This window comes from Sphingobacterium corticibacter (assembly GCF_003076635.1).
In the GTDB taxonomy this organism is placed as follows: Bacteria; Bacteroidota; Bacteroidia; order Sphingobacteriales; family Sphingobacteriaceae; genus Sphingobacterium; species Sphingobacterium corticibacter.
In genome coordinates, this window is sequence record NZ_QDKG01000002.1 from 498,925 (window position 1) to 519,110 (window position 20,186).

Annotated in this window: 20 protein-coding genes; all 20 read left to right on the forward strand. The window is 43.6% G+C overall.

Translation table 11 applies throughout. The annotated features are described in order from the left end of the window. Positions 1-12 precede the first annotated feature (12 nt). The 20 genes from DC487_RS08170 to DC487_RS08265 all read left to right on the forward strand — a co-directional run bounded on the left by DC487_RS08170 (position 13) and on the right by DC487_RS08265 (position 20,178). Complete coding sequence (locus tag DC487_RS08170) at positions 13-570, forward strand: ExbD/TolR family protein (protein ID WP_116775464.1); 558 nt, start codon at positions 13-15, stop codon at positions 568-570. Positions 571-590: 20 nt separating this feature from the next. Then, complete coding sequence (locus DC487_RS08175) at positions 591-1,475, forward strand: energy transducer TonB (protein ID WP_116775465.1); 885 nt, start codon at positions 591-593, stop codon at positions 1,473-1,475. An 8-nt stretch (positions 1,476-1,483) separates the two neighbouring features. Further along, positions 1,484-1,720, forward strand: a complete 237-nt coding sequence (locus tag DC487_RS08180; protein WP_082785015.1) for a hypothetical protein — start codon at positions 1,484-1,486, stop codon at positions 1,718-1,720. Positions 1,721-1,759: 39 nt separating this feature from the next. Further along, on the forward strand, positions 1,760-2,698 hold the full coding sequence (locus tag DC487_RS08185; RefSeq protein ID WP_116775466.1) for a PstS family phosphate ABC transporter substrate-binding protein: 939 nt from the start codon (positions 1,760-1,762) through the stop codon (positions 2,696-2,698). A 31-nt stretch (positions 2,699-2,729) separates the two neighbouring features. Beyond that, the gene (locus DC487_RS08190) at positions 2,730-4,463 is read left to right on the forward strand and encodes a tetratricopeptide repeat protein (protein ID WP_116775467.1); all 1,734 of its coding nucleotides are present in this window, start codon (positions 2,730-2,732) and stop codon (positions 4,461-4,463) included. A 129-nt stretch (positions 4,464-4,592) separates the two neighbouring features. Then, entirely contained in the window at positions 4,593-4,958 is a 366-nt protein-coding gene (locus tag DC487_RS08195; RefSeq protein WP_116775468.1) for an NADH-quinone oxidoreductase subunit A, read from the forward strand. Positions 4,959-5,017: 59 nt separating this feature from the next. Continuing rightward, positions 5,018-5,572: an NADH-quinone oxidoreductase subunit B gene (locus DC487_RS08200; protein ID WP_116775469.1), complete on the forward strand. Its 555-nt coding sequence runs from the start codon at positions 5,018-5,020 to the stop codon at positions 5,570-5,572. Further along, positions 5,565-6,062 carry an NADH-quinone oxidoreductase subunit C gene (locus tag DC487_RS08205; protein WP_116775470.1) on the forward strand — a complete coding sequence of 166 codons (498 nt, stop codon included), beginning with the start codon at positions 5,565-5,567 and terminating at the stop codon, positions 6,060-6,062. The genes DC487_RS08200 and DC487_RS08205 overlap by 8 nt, the downstream gene beginning before the upstream one ends. A gap of 24 nt (positions 6,063-6,086) precedes the next feature. Further along, positions 6,087-7,322 carry an NADH-quinone oxidoreductase subunit D gene (locus DC487_RS08210; RefSeq protein WP_207774340.1) on the forward strand — a complete coding sequence of 412 codons (1,236 nt, stop codon included), beginning with the start codon at positions 6,087-6,089 and terminating at the stop codon, positions 7,320-7,322. Continuing rightward, positions 7,315-7,842 carry an NADH-quinone oxidoreductase subunit NuoE family protein gene (locus DC487_RS08215; protein ID WP_116775471.1) on the forward strand — a complete coding sequence of 176 codons (528 nt, stop codon included), beginning with the start codon at positions 7,315-7,317 and terminating at the stop codon, positions 7,840-7,842. Before DC487_RS08210 ends, DC487_RS08215 begins: the two co-directional genes overlap by 8 nt. A 4-nt stretch (positions 7,843-7,846) precedes the next feature. Beyond that, on the forward strand, positions 7,847-9,205 hold the full coding sequence (gene nuoF / locus DC487_RS08220; protein WP_116775472.1) for an NADH-quinone oxidoreductase subunit NuoF: 1,359 nt from the start codon (positions 7,847-7,849) through the stop codon (positions 9,203-9,205). A 16-nt stretch (positions 9,206-9,221) separates the two neighbouring features. Then, positions 9,222-10,238, forward strand: a complete 1,017-nt coding sequence (locus DC487_RS08225; protein ID WP_116775473.1) for a 2Fe-2S iron-sulfur cluster-binding protein — start codon at positions 9,222-9,224, stop codon at positions 10,236-10,238. A gap of 13 nt (positions 10,239-10,251) precedes the next feature. Then, a complete protein-coding gene (gene nuoH, locus DC487_RS08230) occupies positions 10,252-11,289 on the forward strand; it encodes an NADH-quinone oxidoreductase subunit NuoH (protein ID WP_116775474.1) in 1,038 nt (345 codons plus the stop codon). 17 nt (positions 11,290-11,306) lie between these two features. Continuing rightward, a complete protein-coding gene (locus tag DC487_RS08235; protein ID WP_116775475.1) occupies positions 11,307-11,822 on the forward strand; it encodes a NuoI/complex I 23 kDa subunit family protein in 516 nt (171 codons plus the stop codon). Between the two features lie 12 nt (positions 11,823-11,834). Continuing rightward, on the forward strand, positions 11,835-12,344 hold the full coding sequence (locus DC487_RS08240; protein ID WP_116775476.1) for an NADH-quinone oxidoreductase subunit J family protein: 510 nt from the start codon (positions 11,835-11,837) through the stop codon (positions 12,342-12,344). Beyond that, entirely contained in the window at positions 12,337-12,666 is a 330-nt protein-coding gene (gene nuoK, locus DC487_RS08245; RefSeq protein WP_116775477.1) for an NADH-quinone oxidoreductase subunit NuoK, read from the forward strand. Before DC487_RS08240 ends, nuoK begins: the two co-directional genes overlap by 8 nt. Before the next feature lie 67 nt (positions 12,667-12,733). Continuing rightward, the gene (gene nuoL / locus DC487_RS08250; protein ID WP_116775478.1) at positions 12,734-14,665 is read left to right on the forward strand and encodes an NADH-quinone oxidoreductase subunit L; all 1,932 of its coding nucleotides are present in this window, start codon (positions 12,734-12,736) and stop codon (positions 14,663-14,665) included. A gap of 11 nt (positions 14,666-14,676) precedes the next feature. After that, the gene (locus DC487_RS08255; protein WP_116775479.1) at positions 14,677-16,137 is read left to right on the forward strand and encodes a complex I subunit 4 family protein; all 1,461 of its coding nucleotides are present in this window, start codon (positions 14,677-14,679) and stop codon (positions 16,135-16,137) included. A 19-nt stretch (positions 16,138-16,156) separates the two neighbouring features. Next, complete coding sequence (locus DC487_RS08260) at positions 16,157-17,551, forward strand: NADH-quinone oxidoreductase subunit N (RefSeq protein ID WP_116775480.1); 1,395 nt, start codon at positions 16,157-16,159, stop codon at positions 17,549-17,551. A 149-nt stretch (positions 17,552-17,700) separates the two neighbouring features. Continuing rightward, positions 17,701-20,178, forward strand: a complete 2,478-nt coding sequence (locus tag DC487_RS08265) for a DUF5686 family protein (protein ID WP_165799046.1) — start codon at positions 17,701-17,703, stop codon at positions 20,176-20,178. The last annotated feature ends 8 nt before the right edge of the window (positions 20,179-20,186 follow it).

Genomic DNA, 20,186 nt, shown 5'->3' on the forward strand with positions numbered 1-20,186 from the left:
GAAAATAGGAAAATGGCAGAATTAAATCAAGATTCCGGCGGCGGCAAAAAAGGCGGCAAGGTAAGATCAAAGAAAAACGGTGGACGGGTCGATTTGACCGCCATGGTGGATCTAGCATTCTTATTGATCACGTTCTTTATGTTGACGACATCCTTAAATACGCCACAGGCGATGGATGTGGCCATGCCGGATAAGAATAAAGATCTCAACGAGCAAAATCCAGATATTGATATCGCAGATAACCGCTCGATAACTCTATTGTTAGGATCCGATAACAAGTTAGTATGGTACTATGGTCAGCTGGCAAAGCCGATCACAGCTCCTACGGTCACCGATTACAGTGCGGAAGGTCTTCGTAAACTGTTGATTGAGAAGAAAGCACAAGTGCCTAAAGTAGCTGGTGGAAAGGATCTTATCGTAGTTATTCGTCCGAGCGATCGATCTGTTCAACGGAATCTCGTCGATGTTTTAGATGAAATGAAAATCGTGGATATAAAGCGTTTTACAATTTCGAAGATCAAAGCAGAAGAGATAACTGTTTTGGAAACTAACGGAATTTATAACAATTAATCCCGTATAAATAGAAAGATATGTTTGGATCTAAACTAGATTTGTTCAAGAAGGAGTGGCTTGAAGTCGTCTTCGAGGACAGGAACAAAGAATACGGGGCTTATGAGTTGCGTAAGAACGCCTACAAAGCAACCAATATTGGTTTGCTAGCGGTAGTCGTCATTGTAACCGTCATTAGCTTGCCTAAAGTATTCGGATTTAGCTATTTCCCTGCAGGTGAGCCTAAGGAGGAAATAGAGTATACGGAAGTAACACTGGAGGATTTGGATATACCAGAACCGGAGGAAGAAGAGGAAGAGGAACCGATTGAAATCGAAGAAACTCCGCCTCAACGTATCGCCGAAGAACCGCCAGCGCAAGATCTTATCCGTTTCCCTGACGTAAACGTGGCAGATGCCAAAGACGTGAAGGAAGAGATCGTTTCGCAAGAAGAGATCAAGGAAAAGAATGCTACACCGGCACGTTTAACTTTAAAAGGAACGCCAGGAGCTACTGGTGTACCGACAGGTGAATTCGGTCCGAAAAAAGTAGAAGGTGCTATTACTGGTAGTACAAAGGGAGATCCTGATGGCGACGCAGATCCAAATAAGATCTTTACGTCGGTAGCAGTAGAGCCTGAGTATCCAGGAGGTATGGCAGCATTCCGTAAGTACGTGGAAACCAGTTTTCAATATCCTTCAGGTGCGATTGATGCCGGTGTTAAAGGAGCTGTCGAATTGACATTCGTTGTTGAGAAGGATGGATCATTAACAGACATCAAAGTCTTGAAAGATTTAGGTTACGGAACAGGTCAAGCAGGTGTGAACTTGTTGAAACGTTCTAAAAAATGGAAACCAGGTATCCAGAATGGTCGTCCAGTACGTGTTCAATATAGATTACCAATCTCGTTGAACTTACAAAACTAATAATACAGATGTCGGAAAATCGACGTATATCAAATTATAGACGGAAATCGCCCACACAGCGATTTCTGTCTATTTTAGGGCTGGCGATGTTCTTATTTTACTTCGTCTTGGGTCTGGTTGTCATCTTCTGGGAAGAACTTCCAATTCAAATTGACCCCACCTATCGCAAGCTTTTTGGTGGTCTGCTGATCGTGTACTCTTTTTTACGATTTGCTAGACTTTGGCAGAATAATTTTAGAGATTAGTATTAATCCTTTTCTTATTTTTCTATTCTTATATAACAAATGGCAAATTATTTGAACATATCATTATTTTGCGCAGCACTCCTAGGGTTAGCTGCCTGCACTAATAATTCTGGTGATGGCAGTCAGCAACGTACCGAGACGCCATTAGCAGATGATAGAAATGATATTTTGACCGGCAGTATGACTGTCATTGTCGACGAATCCGTGGCAGACATCATGAAAGACCAGTTGGATGTTTTTCGTTCGTCCTACGTTAATACGGAGGTAAAGTTGGTTGCCGATGCGGAACGTCCTGCCATCAATCGTTTGTTGAATGGAGAAGGCAGTATTGCTATCTTGAAAAGAAAGCTCACAGAAGCGGAAGCTAAAGGGTTTACGCAGCGATCGATCAAGCCTCGTATTTTTGGCGTTGGGTATGATGCGGTAGTATTTGTCGCTAACACAGCATCATCAGATTCTACGATCAACTATAAAGAGATCGGCGATCTATTAGCTGGGAATACTGTAGGCAAAAATAGCTTGGTATTCGATAACATAAACTCTAGTTCGTTACGTTTATTAAAGGAAGTAACAAATGTGGAGAAGGTAAGTGCCGCACAGGTGTCTGCAGCTGGGTCAGCCGCAGATGTTTTGAATACGGTGCAAAACAAGTCGAATACAATTGGTGTTTTAACGTTGAATCAGTATTTGGCTCTACGAGATTCATTAGGCAGTCCCGATATAATTCGTATATTGAGCGTAAGTAAAGAAGTCAATGGATCGGCTTATCGTCCTTCGCAAAGTACACTCGGCGATGATACTTATCCACTGAAGCATGAGTTCTTTGTGTTGAATTATCAGCCGAACATGGGGTTGGGAATTGGTTTTTCGGCATTCCTAACAGGTGATAGGGGCCAGCGCGTGGTGTTGAAATATGGACTATTGCCATTTACAATGCCAGGCAGACAATTAATTATTCGAGACGAAGCAAATTTTTAATAGAGTAAACAACAAGAATTAGAAATAGATTATGACAAAAAGAGAATTATTTTTAGGACTATTAATGGCTAGTGTAGCGGGCGGTGCCAGCGCACAGAAGTTGAAAGACGCGCAAGAAGCTATGCAAGTCGAGCAATATGACAAAGCAAAGGGCATATTGCAAGAATTGATTCAAAAGAAGCCTAAAGATGCAGAAAACTACTTTTATCTAGGTCAAATCCATTTGGTGAATGATAAAGTAGACTCGGCACAGATCGTGTTTCAACAAGGTGCATCAAGCGATGCGAAGGATGTATTGAATACAGTAGGATTAGGTGCGGTTGATTTACAAAAAGGTAATGCATCTGCTGCAGAAAGTAAATTTACTCAAGCTACTTCTAATTTAGGTAAGAAAGATTACTTGCCATTGTATTTCACAGGTCGCGCATACATCGCAGCTCCTAAGCCAGATTACACGAAGGCTATTGAATACTTAACTCAAGCAAAAGAGAAAAATGCGAAAGATCCAATGATCCCTATTGCATTAGGTGATGCCTATGCTGGATTGCGTGAAAGTAACCAAGCATACATCAGCTACCGTGATGCTTTGAGTTTGGATGAAAGCTTAATCGCTCCAAAAATCGGACAAGCGGTAATTTCTCGTTGGGCACAAGCTTATGATGTGGTTATTGAAGATTTAAATAACTTAATCACAGAAAACCCAACTTACGCACCTTTGTACCGTGAGCTAGCGGAGACGTATTATTACTCGTCGCTAAAAGCAGCGGAAGAAGATTACCGTGAGATCAACCAAAAAGGTTTAGATGCTTACAAAAAGTATTTGGAAGTTTCTGGTGATCAATCAATCGATGCGCAAGTTCGTTATGCCGATTTCTTGGTTTACACTGGTAACTACGAAGAGTTGAAAACAGTAGCTCAACGCCTAAGTAGCATTCCGGGAGTAGATGCGAAAGTATACCGTTATTTAGGATACATTACTTTCTTGCAAGAGAAAGATTATGCTAAAGCAAGCGAGTATATGGACAAATTGTTCCAAGAAGTAGAAGAGACTAGATTAATTGGTCGTGACTATTTGATCGCTGGTCTTGCGGCAGTATCTGCTGGAGATGAGGCTAAAGGTACCGAGTTGCTGAAAAAAGCGGTAGAGAAACAAGGTGAAGACGAAGATTTGGATTCGGAAATTGCTGAAACAGCATTCGCGAAATACCAAGATGGCGAGCAAGATATCGCGATGAAAATCTTTGCTATTCCTGCTGCGAATCCAGAATCTGATTACTACTATGATTCTAACTACTACTTGGGAACGACAGCGTATACTGAAGGATCTAAATTGTATATTGGTCAAGGTGGTGAGCCGGAAGATAAAGGCGCAGCTAACTTAGAGGCAGCTAGACCATATTTGGAGAAAGCAATCAAAGCTTTCGATGTAGTTTTGGGCGCTAAGAAACCAGAAACTATCGAGAAATACTTAGTGAACGCGATGTATTTCAAAGGTCTTTCGGAACTAGCATTGGATAACTTGCAATTTGATCCGGAGGCGCACCAAGGTTTATTTGTTCCTACTTTCGAGCAATTAGCAGCTTTGTTGTCAGAAAAAGCAGAATTACCTGATGTGCAGCGCGGATACTTAGTAGATGCATACAACTACTTAGGTTACCACACCTATTTTAAAGGTGATATGCCTAAAGCGAAGTCTTACTTCGAAAAATCTTTAGCAATTGATCCAGAAAACGAAACAGCAAATGCATTCGTGAGTCAAATGTAATAGTAAAGGTTAACAATAAAGTTAAAGGGTTGATATTTATATCAGCCCTTTTTTTTTACTCTTTAATTTTATATATTTGATAGAGAGAAGATAAGAGAATTCTAACACGATTATAATACAACATTGCCAATGGAAAATACACCATTTGACTATGTGCCTATATTGATTCAGCTTGCTGTAGCTGCTGGCTTCGGCATTACCACAATTATTGGTACACACTTGTTGGGGCCGAAGGTACGCAACGCGAATAAGCTTACGTCTTTCGAATCTGGAGTCGAGGTGATCGGCAACGCACGGCAACCATTTTCCATTAAATATTTTTTAGTAGCCATACTCTTCGTCATCTTCGATATAGAAGTAATTTTCATGTATCCATGGGCGGTTAACTTTCGGGAGTTTGGATGGGAAGGATTAGTACAAATGTTTGTCTTTATGGGGTTGTTGTTGCTGGGCTTCATATACATCCTAAAGAAAAAAGCATTGGATTGGGAGTAAGAATTATGGTCTGATAGTACCTTAGGTATGATTCAGCGTAGAGAAAGGAACTTGAACAAATGAGTCAAATAACACTAGCCGATCGCCCGCCTGGAGTGGAGGGATCAGGTTTTTTTGCAACAACATTAGATAAGGCGGTCGGGTTGGCTCGTGCCAATTCCTTGTGGCCACTTCCTTTTGCAACATCATGTTGTGGAATTGAGTTCATGGCGACGATGGGATCTACTTACGATCTAGCGCGTTTTGGCGCCGAACGGCCTAGCTTTTCGCCGCGTCAGGCAGATATGTTGTTGGTGATGGGGACGATTGCCAAAAAAATGGCGCCTGTGCTTAAGCAAGTGTATATTCAAATGGCAGAGCCGAGGTGGGTCATTGCTGTTGGTGCTTGTGCATCAAGCGGCGGCATATTCGATACATATTCCGTATTGCAAGGTATAGATGAAATTATCCCAGTAGACGTATACGTTCCCGGCTGTCCACCGCGACCAGAAGCGATCTTAGATGGTGTGATGCGACTGCAAGATATCGTAAAAAGCGAATCGCTGAATCGCAGAAATACACCAGAGTACAAAGCATTATTAGAGAAGTACGGTATACCAACGGATAATGGATAAATTAAATAATCAGCAACTGCTGCAACAGCTAACAGATCACTTTGGTGAAGATATTACGCGTCATGAAGAGCCATATGGCTTACTGACGGTGCATACTAACAAAGAGCGAATTATAGAATTACTCCGCTTTCTGAAAGAGTCTGTTGGTTTCATTTATTTAACTGATATCACCGCGGTGCATTATCCCGAGGGAGAAAACACTTTTGCAATCGTATATCATGTCCACAATTTGGTGGAAAATATACGCGTGCGGATCAAAGTATCGATCCCGGTCAGCGATCCTAAAATACCTTCTGCTACGGTAGTATGGGCAGGAGCCAATTGGATGGAGCGTGAAACGTATGATTTTTTTGGAGTTCAATTTGAAGGGCATCCCGATCTACGTCGGATCCTCAATATGGATGACATGGAGGTCTTTCCAATGCGGCGGGAATATCCATTAGAAGATCCAAACCGAGTAGATAAAAGAGATTTTTATTTCGGACGTTAGTCCACATTATAAAGCGCGATACGCATGAGCAAGCCGATCACTGAATTGACATCTAACAGACCCGTATTCGAGGAGCATGATCCAGAAGAAGTGCTAACCACGCTCAATCTGGGGCCTACGCATCCTGCGACGCACGGTGTATTTCAAAATGTGCTGCAAATTGATGGTGAGCGTATAGTTAGTGGTGTGTCTACCATCGGCTACATTCATCGCGCATTTGAAAAAATTGCAGAACACCGTCCATTCTATCAAATCACGCCGCTTACGGATCGATTAAACTATTGCTCCGCTCCGATCAACAATATGGGTTGGCATATGACGGTCGAGAAGTTACTAGAGATTGAAATCCCCAAACGCGTACAATACATGCGCGTGATCGTGATGGAGCTGGCGCGAATAGCGGATCATATTATCTGTAATGGAATTTTAGGTGTAGATACTGGAGCATTTTCTGGCTTTCTGTATTTGATGCAAGAACGCGAGTTCATTTATGAAATCTTTGAAGAAGTCTGTGGCGCTCGATTGACAACCAACATTGGGCGAATAGGAGGATTCGAGCGTGACTTTAATGCCGTTGCTTTTACGAAAATCGAAGAATTTGTAAAGCGTTTCCCGGCGGTGTTAGCCGAGTTTCAGGAGCTATTTACACGAAATCGCATATTTATTGAAAGAACTTCCAATGTCGCGGCCGTAACGCCCGAGCAAGCGTTGGATTATAGTTGGAGTGGCCCTATTTTGCGCGCTACTGGCGTGGATTACGATGTACGTGTCCTATCGCCATATTGTTCGTATGAAGAATTTGAATTTGATGTGCCCGTGGGCACCAATGGCGATGTATACGATCGCTTTATGGTGCGCAACGAGGAGATGACGCAATCTATTCGGATCATCGAGCAAGCGCTGGAAAAAATAAAAGGCGAACCAAAAGGCGTATTCCATGCGGATGTGCCTGAGTTTTATTTGCCTCCTAAAGAGCAAGTATATACTAATATGGAGGCGCTTATTTACCATTTCAAAATTGTGATGGGTGAATGGGAAACGCCTAAATCGGAAGTATACCATGCGGTAGAAGGAGCGAATGGCGAATTGGGCTTTTACCTCATACACGATGGCGGTCGCACACCCTATCGCTTGCATTTCCGTCGCCCTTCGTTCATCAATTATCAAATGTTTGCGCCGATGAGTAGCGGAATGCTGCTTTCAGATGCCATTATTAATATGAGTAGTTTAAACGTAATCGCGGGAGAGTTAGATGCTTAATGTCAAAGAAAATCTGGTAGTAGACTTTTCTCCTAGCTTGCTGGAGAAGTTTGGTGAGATCGTCGCTCGCTATCCGGAAGGTCGGCAAAAATCTGCTTTGCTACCAATCTTGCACGAAGTGCAAGCTGTATATGGCTGGCTGAGTGCAGATATGATGGATAAAGTTGCTTCTTATCTTTCGATTAAGCCTATCGAAGTGTACGAAGTCGCTACATTTTACAGCATGTATTTCTTACAGCCGCAAGGCAAATATACGTTGGAAGTGTGCCGCACTGGCCCTTGCTGTTTGGTAGGCGCAGAGAAGATCATGGATCATCTAGAAGATAAGCTGGGCATCAAGGAAGGCGAGATTACGGCTGATGGATTATTCTCTTGGCGCGGCGTTGAGTGTTTGGCTGCGTGTGGATTTGGTCCTGTATTGCAAATCGGGCCAGAATATACGTTTTATGAAAAACTCACGCCAGACAGTGTGGATGCGTTAATCGCAAATTTGAGGACCGAAGCACAAGCTAAAGATTAGGATCATGGGTCGAAAGTTATTACTCACACATATAGACGTACCCGGCATACAAAGTTATTCCGTGTACAAGGCGCAAGGCGGCTATCGATCGGTCGATAAAGCCCTGAAATCTATGAGTCCGGACGACGTGGTCGAAGAGGTAAAGAAATCTGGACTACGCGGACGTGGTGGAGCAGGTTTCCCGACGGGAATGAAATGGAGTTTTCTGGCGAAGCCAGAAGGCGTGCCACGCTACTTGGTGTGCAATGCCGATGAATCAGAACCGGGAACATTCAAAGATCGTTACTTGATGACTCATATTCCGCATGCCTTAATTGAAGGAATGATCGTGTCCAGCTATGCATTGGGCGCACACACTTCTTTCATCTATGTGCGCGGTGAAATGATGCCACAAATCCGAATCCTCGAAAAAGCGATTGCAGAAGCAAAAGCAGCAGGATATTTAGGTAAAAATATATTAGGATCGGGCTACGATCTCGAGTTGTATGTACAACCTGGAGGCGGAGCTTACATCTGCGGTGAAGAAACGGCTTTGCTGGAATCCTTGGAAGGTAAACGCGGAAATCCGCGTATCAAACCACCTTTTCCAGCTATTGCAGGGCTTTATGGTTGTCCGACGGTAGTCAATAATGTCGAATCAATCGCAGCGACCGTGCCTATCATCAATGACGGTGGCGAAGAGTACGCTAAGATAGGCATCGAGCGCAGTACGGGAACAAAATTGATCTCTGCTGGTGGCAATCTGGCTAAACCCGGGGTGTATGAAATAGAACTTGGATTGCCCGTAGAAGAATTTATCTACTCCGATGAGTATTGTGGCGGTATTGCCAATGGCAAGAAGCTGAAAGCTGTCGTAGCTGGAGGATCTTCTGTACCGATCTTACCCGCCAATCTCATCACGAAAACAATCAAAGGCGATCCACGGCTAATGACCTACGAATCCTTGGCCGATGGCGGTTTTCAATCGGGTACGATGATGGGATCGGGCGGATTCATCGCCTTCGATGAAGATCAATGCATCGTGCGAAATACTTGGAATTTCACCCGTTTTTACCGACACGAGAGCTGCGGACAATGTTCGCCTTGTCGTGAAGGAACCGGTTGGATGGAGAAAGTGCTCTACAATATTGAGCACGGCCGAGGTACCATGAATGATATTGATCTCCTGTGGGATATTCAACGAAAAATTGAAGGAAATACCATTTGTCCATTGGGTGATGCAGCAGCATGGCCTGTTGCGGCAGCGATACGACATTTCAGAGATGAATTTGAATGGCATATCAACCATGGGCAAGAAGCACAAAGTAGAAACTATGGATTAGCACATTATGCGGATCCTTTGGAAGTCGTAACGGAATCATAGCGCAAAGAAAACGGTGATGGCGGAAGAAATACAAAAATTTCAGGTAAGTATAGATGGTATCTCGGTGGAAGTAGATGCCGGCACAACCATATTGAATGCAGCTCGTCAGATCGGTGGAGATATTGTGCCGCCAGCGATGTGTTATTATTCGAAGTTGGAAGGTAGTGGCGGTAAATGCCGCACATGTCTGGTAAAAGTCACTAAAGGATCTGAAAAAGATCCTCGCCCGATGCCGAAGCTCGTCGCCTCTTGCCGTACTACGGTGATGGATGGCATGGAAGTGCAGAATATCACTTCGCCAGATGTAGTGGATGCGCGCAAAAGCGTCGTGGAAATGCTTTTGATTAACCACCCATTAGATTGTCCGGTTTGTGATCAGGCAGGAGAATGTAAGCTGCAAGACCTGGGCTATGAACATGGATCAGAGAATACGCGCTACGATTTTCCGCGTCGTACCTTTGAACGTATCGATATCGGCGACAAAATCCAATTGCATATGAATCGTTGTATTCTGTGCTATCGCTGCGTATATGTGGCTAATCAATTGACCGATACACGTGAACACGGTATTTTATATCGTGGCGATCATGCTGAAATATCCACTTTTATTGAAAATGCATTAGACAACGATTATATCGGAAATGTGATCGATGTATGTCCGGTAGGCGCATTAACCGACAAAACCTTCCGCTTTAAAAATAGAGTATGGTTCACGAAGCCAGTCAATGCGCATCGTGACTGCCCGTCTTGCTCGGGTAAAGTGACCTTATGGTACAAGGGAGCGGATGTCTTGCGCGTCACGGCACGTAAAGATGAATACGATGAGGTAGAAGAATTTATCTGCAACACTTGTCGGTTCGACAAGAAGGAAACGGCCGATTGGACTTTAGAGGATCCGACTAAAATAAGTCAAGAGTCGGTGATCGCATCTAACCATTATTCGCAATTCCAACCACCAGCGGTTATTGCAGAAAATACCCCATTGAAAGAAGCTAACTGGGAACAGTTGGCCAGAACGGAAAAATTGAAATAAACCACTAGAAGATATGGAAACGGCATTTCTACTCGAAAAATTGATATTAGTGGTTGTCATATTCACGATTACACTGGTAATTGCGATGTATTCCACCTTGGCAGAGCGTAAGATTGCAGGTTTTATGCAAGATCGGCATGGGCCAGATCGTGCAGGTGCTTTCGGAATTCTGCAGCCCTTGTGTGATGGTGGTAAATTCTTTTTTAAAGAAGAAATCATTCCGGCAGGCGCGCACAAAGGTTTGTTTATCATGGGGCCAGTCATTGCTATCATCACGGCGTGTATTAGTTCGGCTGTTATTCCGTGGGGACAAACTTTGACCTTTGGCGATACGACGATCACATTACAGGTGGCCGAAGTGAATATCGGTGTGTTATACATTTTTGGCGTCATTGCCTTAGGTGTGTACGGCATTATGCTTGGTGGCTGGGCATCTAACAACAAATTTTCGTTGATGGGCGCTATTCGCGCAGCGTCACAAAGTATTAGTTACGAAATTGGCTTAGGCTTGTCATTGATCGCTTTGCTCATGGTAACAGGTACACTGTCTATTGGCGAGATCGTGGCGCAGCAATCGGGATTTGTCAATTGGAATATCTGGTCGCAACCGCTTGGTTTTATCATCTTCGTTACCTGTGCTTTCGCTGAATGTAACCGTGTACCTTTCGATTTGCCGGAGTGTGAAACCGAGTTAGTCGGTGGTTATCATACCGAATATTCGTCGATGAAACTGGGCTTGTACATGTTTTCAGAGTACATCAATATGTTTGTGTCGTCGGCATTGATGGCGGCCTTATATTTTGGTGGGTACAACTTCCCTTTTATGCACGATTTGGGTCTGTCGGCCAATTGGATCACGATCATTGGCGTTTTGGTGTTTTTTTCCAAAATATTTGCCTTTATCTTTTTCTTTATGTGGATCAGATGGACCTTACCACGTTTTCGGTACGATCAACTGATGCGCCTAGGATGGAAGAAGTTGATACCCTTGGCTATCGCCAATATCGTATTGACGGGCGTGATCATATTGATCAAGGATACATTTTTTTAGAGAGAGAGGAAATTCATATGCAGTCGTTATCGAATAGAAAAAAAGTACTGGAACAAAAACCGATGAATTTCTGGGAGCGCATTTACCTGCCTGCCATATTCAAGGGATTGTCCATTACTTTAAAGCATTTTTTTAAGAAAATCCCGACCGTGAAATATCCGGAAGAGGTACGACCTTATTCCAAAAATTTCCGCGGACAACATTCTCTCAAGCGTGATGAGGAAGGTAGAGAGCGCTGTACCGCTTGTGGATTGTGCGCTTTATCCTGTCCCGCAGAAGCCATCACCATGACATCTGCAGAGCGTGCCAAAGGCGAGGAAAACCTATACCGCGAGGAGAAATATGCTTCGGTATATGAGATCAATATGTTGCGTTGCATATTTTGTGGCTTATGCGAAGAAGCTTGTCCGAAAGAGGCCATCTATCTTGATGGGCCACATGTAACAGCCGACTATTTGCGGAAGGATTTTATCTATGGAAAAGATAAATTGGTGGAGCCCAAATTTGACATTACTAAACTTGCTAAAGACTAAATAAATAAGCCGATGTCCTTTTTTTATCTCGTGGCTTTTCTATCGGTGATTTTTTCACTGATGACCATTTTTACGAAGAATCCCGTACATAGTGTGCTGTACTTAGTGATCACATTTTTCACTTTCACGGTGCATTACATTATGCTGAATGCGCAGTTTTTGGCCGTGGTGAATTTTATCGTGTACATGGGGGCGATTATGGTCTTGTTTCTATTCGTACTCATGTTGCTGAATCTCAACAAAGATACCGAACCGATGAAATCTCCTTTGGTAAAGGTGATGGGAGCGATCGCAGGGATGTGCTTATTAGCGACGTTTCTTGGTGCTTTTCGGGCGTTGGAGCAAAGTGATGTACTCATCAAACCGCATGAAAATATTGGATTAGTGGAGAACTTAGGAAAAGTGCTCTTCGGAGAGTTTCTACTGCCTTTTGAATTGTCTTCTATTCTGTTGCTTACTGCAATGGTCGGAGCAGTGCTGTTGGCCAAACATGAGAAAGGAGTGAAGAAACAACATGGATAATTTCATAACTAATCTTCAAGGCGTGCCATTGCAGCATTATTTGATCTTCTGTAGTACCATTTTCGCTATTGGCGTGGTGGGCGTGTTGACCAGAAGGAATGTCATCATTATCATGATGTCGATCGAATTGATGCTCAATTCAGTGAATCTGTTATTAGCGGCCTTCTCTGCGCATCATGGAGATGCTGCAGGTCAGGTGTTCGTCTTTTTCATTATGGCATTGGCGGCAGCCGAAGTGGCTGTAGGCCTCGCGATCGTGATTATGGTGTATCGAAATACTAAATCGCTTGATATCGACTCCTTAACCAAGCTGCGCTTGTAATTGCAGCACCTAGAAAGAACTTTGCTAACTCAAGAATATAAACTTGCATAGAAAAAATTAACCACGTATGAACGAATTGATCTGGATAGTGCCCTTGCTGCCTTTGTTGGGCTTCGTATTCATCGGGACTTTACGAAATTACCTACCGCAGTGGCTCGTAAGCTTGGTCGGCTGTGGCACGGTACTCGCGGCATTTGTCGCCAGTGTGGCGCTATTTTCGGAGGTGTACGGCGCAAGAATGGTAGGTGGTACCGGCGAGATAACGCAAGAGTTATTTACTTGGATTTCCGTATCAGATTTTCAGGTTTCTTTTCGCTTTTTGGTAGATCCTTTGAGTGCCATCATGCTCTTAATCGTCACAGGGATCGGTTTTCTGATTCATCTGTACTCGACGTCATACATGCATAAAGATGCAGGATTTGCTAAATTCTTCAGCTATTTGAACTTATTTATCTTTTTCATGCTGCTGTTGGTGTTAGGTTCCAATTACTTGGTGATGTTTATTGGCTGGGAAGGCGTTGGTTTATGTTCTTACCTATTGATTGGGTTCTGGTACAAAAACACTAACTATGCAAAAGCGGCTAAAAAAGCTTTTGTGATGAATCGGATTGGCGATTTGGGTTTTCTAATTGCCTTGTTTTTCATGATTGCACACTTTGGTACGTTAGAATTTGCTGGCGTGCTGGGGCAAGCAAAGCTGATGGTTTCTGGCGACGCGACTTTATTGATCATCACCTTATTACTTTTCGTAGCAGCAACGGGTAAATCGGCACAAATCCCACTTTTTACATGGTTGCCTGATGCGATGGCAGGGCCAACGCCTGTTTCAGCGCTGATCCACGCGGCAACGATGGTTACCGCCGGTATTTACATGATTGCGCGATCAAATATCATGTTTACGCTATCGCCGATTACCATGCAAGTGATTGCTATTATAGGTGTGGCGACTGCTGTCGTGGCAGCATTTATTGCGCTGACGCAAAATGATATCAAAAAGGTATTGGCCTATTCGACTGTATCTCAATTAGGATATATGTTTCTGGGATTGGGCGTCGGTGCTTTTACGGGTGCATTTTTCCATGTACTGACACATGCGTTTTTCAAAGCCCTGTTATTTCTCGGAGCAGGCTCTGTGATTCATGCGATGAGCGATGAGCAGGATATGCGAAATATGGGCGGACTGCGGAAAGCGCTGCCTATCACCTTTGCGACGATGTTGATCGGTACGATTGCTATCGCGGGTATTCCACCGTTTGCGGGATTCTTTTCTAAAGATGAGATCTTGGCGTATGCTTTTGTCGAGAACCCGGTCTTTTGGGTACTTGGTTTAGGAGCAGCGCTCATGACGGCTTTCTATATGTTTAGATTGCTGTTTATGACCTTTTCAGGAACTTTCCGAGGTACAGACACGCAAAAAAGCCATTTGCATGAATCGCCTTGGCCGATGACGACTGCACTGATCGTGCTAGCGTTACTATCCGTGGTGGGTGGTGCGCTGAACGTGCCAGAAGCCTTGCATGGTCATCATTGGCTAGCCAACTTCCTGCATCCTATTTTTGCGGATTCGGCGGCTGTGTCGGTGCCATTCAGTTTAGATCATACGACCGAATATCTGCTGATGGCGGCGTCAACCATAGCCGCATTGGCAATGGCAGCCGTGGCGTATACGCGCTATGCCAAATCTTCAGCAGAAAGGTCAGAAAAATCAGTAAATGATCGAGGCATTTTGTACCGTCTGTCCTACCACAAGCTGTACCTGGATGAAGCCTATGAGCTTTTGATTACAAAACCGCTGAGCAGTTTGGCTGGCGCATTTAAGCAAGCTGATGTGAAGTTGGTCGATGGATTAGTAAACGGCGTGGGTAGAATGTTTGTAACCGCTGGAAATGGCATCCGTCATTTGCAAACTGGGCACGTTAGTTTTTATATATTTATGATGGTATTGGGCGTCGCAGGCATTATGTTGTATGGCCTTATTGCACAATTAATAGAAAGATAACCTAAGAATTCATGGACAACCTTTTTTCGCTGCTGCTGCTTCCTTTAATTTCTGCTATCGTTCTGGTCTTCGTGCGCTCGGATCGGGCTAAATGGGTGGCATTGCTCTTATCCTTAATCAACTTAGGACTTACCGTACCGTTTCTACTGCGTTTTGATCCACAAGCTGGAGTACAGTTTGAGCAGATGTGGGTATGGATTGAGCGCTTGAATGTCAACTTTCATATTGGTCTGGATGGCATTAGCTTACCGTTGGTTTTATTGACCAACGGACTGATTCCGCTGATCATTGCGACGACGGATCATACGCGATTCAAAGGGAATTTTTATGCGTTGGTGCTTTTTATGCAGCTTGGGCTTTTGTTGGTCTTCACAGCATTGGATGCATTTTCCTTTTATGTAGGCTGGGAGATTGCCTTGATTCCGATTTATTTTATCTGCGCTTTGTGGGGTACTGGTGATCGCGTTGCTACCAACCTCAAGTTCTTTATCTATACATTTGCTGGAAGTATTTTGATGCTGATTGGTATACTTTATCTCTACCAACAGACACCAGCTGGCAGTTTTGAATGGACAGCATTTGCTGGTTTAAACCTTCCTGAAACGACACAGCATTGGGTTTTCTGGGCATTCTTTCTCGCATTTGCGATTAAGATTCCTATCCTTCCATTTCATACTTGGCAACCTAACACCTATGTACAAGCGCCTGCCGCCGGTACCATGTTGTTGTCTGGTATCATGTTAAAAATGGGCGTTTTTGGCCTAATACGTTGGCTATTACCGATCGCGCCTTTAGGCGTAGCAGAATATGGTACACTGGTGATGACATTATGTGTGATTGGAATTGTCTATGCGTCGCTTATTGCCTTTCGGCAAGATGATGCAAAGCGACTCATTGCTTATTCGTCTATTGCGCACGTTGGCTTAATATCTGGCGGTGTATTTTCTTTAACGGTTGATGGTTTGCAGGGCGCCATGATCCAGATGGTGAATCACGGGATCTCCGTAGTCGGGCTGTTCTTTGTGATTGATCTGATCGAGCGCCGGACCGGCAGCAGAAGTTTATCGGAGCTCGGTGGATTGGCTTCGCGTACACCTAAGTTGGCCATTGCATTTTTAATTTTGGTGATGGGCGCGGTAGGCTTGCCATTAACGAACGGTTTTATCGGAGAGTTTCTTTTATTGAAAGGCTTGTTTGGTACAGCAGGTTATGGGTTGTGGTATGCCGTTTTTGGTGGACTCACCCTGATATTGGGCGCGGTATACATGCTTCGACTTTATCAGAAAACGATGTTGGGCGAATTGCCCGAGCAATGGTTTTCTGTTTCCGATATCAAAAGCACGGATGTAGTTATATTGGGAATTTTGGTCGTATTAGTCGTGGTTATCGGCGTATTGCCCAACTACCTGCTAGAGCTATCCGAGCCAGCAATAAACAATTTATTACAGCAAATCTCATTTAGAACAGCATAGCTTAATACCAACAGACATTATGGGTGCAATTATCACGCTTTCATTATTGGCAATACTGCTTTTGTACTTAGGGCTCTTTAAGGCCAAAAGTGCGCTGCTGCCGGTCACCTTAGCGGGCTTAGCATTAGCCATCGGTTTCGAGTGGTACGGCTGGAATCAAATGGCAGCGCCACAATACAGCGGAATGGTGTTGTTTGACCATTATGCGATTGCATTTTCGATTTTGTGCATCTTTATCGCTGGCTTAGTATTATCGCTTTCCAAAGCTTATTTTAAGGCGATCAGCGAAAATGTAGCAGAATATTATGCCCTAATCTTATTCTCCTTAGTAGGCGCTTTATTGGTGTGTGCTTATCACAACTTTGCCATACTATTTATTGGTATAGAGGTAATGTCCGTCGCTTTATACATCTTGGTAGGCATTCGAAAGAAAGACCGCGCTTCCAACGAAGCAGCATTAAAGTATTTCTTGATGGGTGCATTCTCTACCGGATTTCTGCTGTTTGGTATTACGCTGATGTACGGTGCTACCGGATCCTTCGATCTGAACGAATTGCAACAGTACGTGCGCAGCACGCCAGATCATCAGATCTCGCCATTATTCTTTGCAGGAATTTTATTGATGTTGGTGGGCTTATGTTTCAAAGTGGGCGCAGCGCCATTTCACTTCTGGACTCCAGATGTGTACGATGGATCGCCAATTTTAATCACGGCTTACATGAGCACAGTGGTAAAAGTAGCTTCTTTTGCCGGTTTCTTGCGGTTGTTTTCTATGGTGATGGTGCCGTTAGACGGTTTCTGGGAACCATTACTACTAACCATTGCGATCATTACGCTATTTGTGGGTAATATCTCCGCCTTAGTACAATCTAGCTTCAAGCGCATGCTCGCCTATTCTAGTATCGCACATGCGGGTTATATGTTGTTTGCTATTCTTTCGATAGGAAGTCTCTCGCCATCGGCGATCCTCACCTATGGATTGGCTTATTCACTCGCTTCCGTTGTGGCATTTGCAGCACTTATTTTGGTGAAAAGACAAATTGGTACTGATCAGTTCGAATCATTTAATGGATTGGCCAAGCAAAACCGATTCTTGGCTTTTGTCGTTACCGTAGCTATGCTGTCGTTAGCAGGTATCCCATTGACCGCAGGTTTCATCGGAAAGTTTATGATGTTTGGCCGGGTGATGGAAAGTTACCATACCTTACTATTGGTATTGGCTGCGATCAATGCGGTCATCGGTGTATGCTACTATTTGCGTGTGGTCGTGCATCTTTATTTCAAATCTGTAGGTGATCAAGTCGAAACTTCGGCGATTAAAGTGCCTTTGAATTTTCAAATCATATTTGCCATTTCGATCCTGTTGACTTTAGCGGTAGGCGTCTACCCAGAATGGCTGATCAATTTGTTGTAAATGTGAAGCCAAAGCGAACGTTAACAAAGAAATAAGTTTTTCCTCTATAAGCGATTAACTCTGCGAACAAATTGTATCTTTATCAGAGTGAGCATTGAGGATACATGACTATAAGGGCGTTAGCGATTAGATATATATACCTGCTTTTCTTGATATCGTGTTTAACACCTGCCGTATTTGGACAGCATAGAATCCAAGGTGTAGTCGTAGACGAAGATTCGGGAAATAAATTGATGGGAGTGTCGGTGCGTGTATTGGGAAGCAATACAGGCGCATCCACGGACTCTATTGGGCGTTTTGTCTTACTTTTGGACAAATCTTATGCGCAGGTGGAGCTTACCTCTATTGGCTATGCAACAAAAGTGTTGCGCGTAAGCGAACAAGAACCCAACTTGATTTCACTGCGAACCGAAGGTACGCTTATTGATGGCATTACGATTCGTTCAAACCGACGATATTCCAATAAAGATAACCCTGCTGTGGAGCTGATCGACTCGGTCATCCGTTACAAATCACAAAACCGCCTCTCTGGAAATGCACGTATACAATTTGAACAGTATGATAAGATTAAGATTGGGATTGTAGACCCCCCAAAACTCTTGAAACGTACGCTAGCAATGGTCAACTTTCCGACGGATTATATGGATAGTCTCACGCTGCCAGGGAAGAAATTGTTAGGGGTTTATCAAGAAGAAAACCTAGCCAAAGTATATAGCCAACGAAATCCATCGCGCTCCAAACGCCGGATTGAACACCAGATCAAAACAGAATTTGATCAGCGTTATGTGAATAATCCCAACATCCAATCTTACATCAATTATGTGTTGCAGCCGATAGATATTTATGATGAAAGTATCTTCATGCTCGACAAGCTAATATTGAGCCCCATTGCCAACAGCGGAAAGACCTTTTACAAATATTTTGTAATAGATACCGTCAAGAATGAATATGGTGAATTTCTGGAGCTAGAATTTGTACCGCGCAATGATAAGGATTTATTATTTCGAGGCAAGTTGCAGGTCGCATTGGACGGAAGCTATGCCGTAAAGCGCGCCGAATTACACCTCGGAACGTCGGCTAATATCAATTGGATTAGTTCGGTAGATTTGGAGTTAAATTATTCTCCGACAGCAGATGGCGTAATGCTGTTAGATAATACTCATGTTGGCGTATCTTTTGGATCGGAGAATAATCAAGCTATGTATGCTGAGCGAATGAGTATACATTGCGATTATGACTTAGATAGTCCGATTGACAACTCAGTATTTGGCGGGCCGCCAATCGAAGTGATACCCAATGTGAGCGCATTTATTCCTAATAGACCGATACCACTTACGGTGTTTGAAAGAAACACCTATGAAAATATTAATCGACTTAAGGAGAATGCTGCTTTTAGATCCACCTTGGCCTTTGGATATCTGATTGCACAAGGATATTATAACCTCAATGAATTCGAGCTGGGGCCATTAGAGTACACGTATAGCCGAAATAATATTGAAGGTAACCGCATTCGTTTCGGTGGTAGGACAACACCACTGCTGTCCGAAAAGATGTATTTAGAAGGATACGTGGCTTATGGTACGCGTGACAATGATCTGAAATATTTCTTGCGAACGGCTGTATCTTTGGATGGCGGCAATATTGCCACTTTTCCAGCGCATTATATAGAAGGTACGATCCAACACGATATTTTAGAGCCAGGGCGACAGCCTAGCTTCTTGCGCGGGGATAGTTTCTTCGAATCGTTTAGAAGCAATCGGCCGACTAAATGGTTTATGACTGATGCGTACCGATTGGGTCATGTCGTGGAATTTGGAAATCATTTCTCCATTGCCACAGCCTTTAGCCATATCAGACGAAGAACCATCGGCGATTTTCGATTAATTAGTTCGGGCGATCCAACCCTTGCTGTGCGTGATATTAATACCAATGATGCAGAAGTGATTTTGCGTTGGGCACCTTACGAACGATTTTATTATCGAAACTTAACCCGAAGCACCATCATCGAACGCCATCCGGTATTTACAATACAATATAATAAAGGGCTGAAAGGTTTTTTGGATGCGCCGTATGATTATGATATGATCAAGGCTTCGGTATCACGCCGATTATTCTTAGATCAATTTGGTTTTGCAGATATAACAGTTACGGGGGGCAAAATTTGGGGCGTGTTGCCTTACACGCTGCTACACATGCCCAATGTTAGGCAGCAAGAATTGGACGGTCGGCACGAAATTCGCTATGATTTGATGAACAGCATGGAGTTCGCGGCAGACCAATATGTAAAGTTCGGTTTTCAGCATGCGTTAAATGGCTTTATCTTTAACAAAATTCCGTTGTTGCGCAGGTTAAAGTTGCGTGAAATTTGGGGAGCACAAATGTTTTATGGACGTATGAGTCCACAAAATGATCCGGCGCTTAGCGATCGAGTCCTTGAATTTGATTTAGACGGAGATGGGTTGCCCATAACGAGAAGCCAGAATGGAAAACCTTATTGGGAAGCATCGGCAGGAATAGATAATATCCTTCGTGTGCTGCGCGTGGAATATGTGCGCAGGCTCACACATCGAGACTTTCCAAACATTAGTCAAGATAGATACCGCGTTTCGCTGTCCCTAAATTTCTAAAACCAATA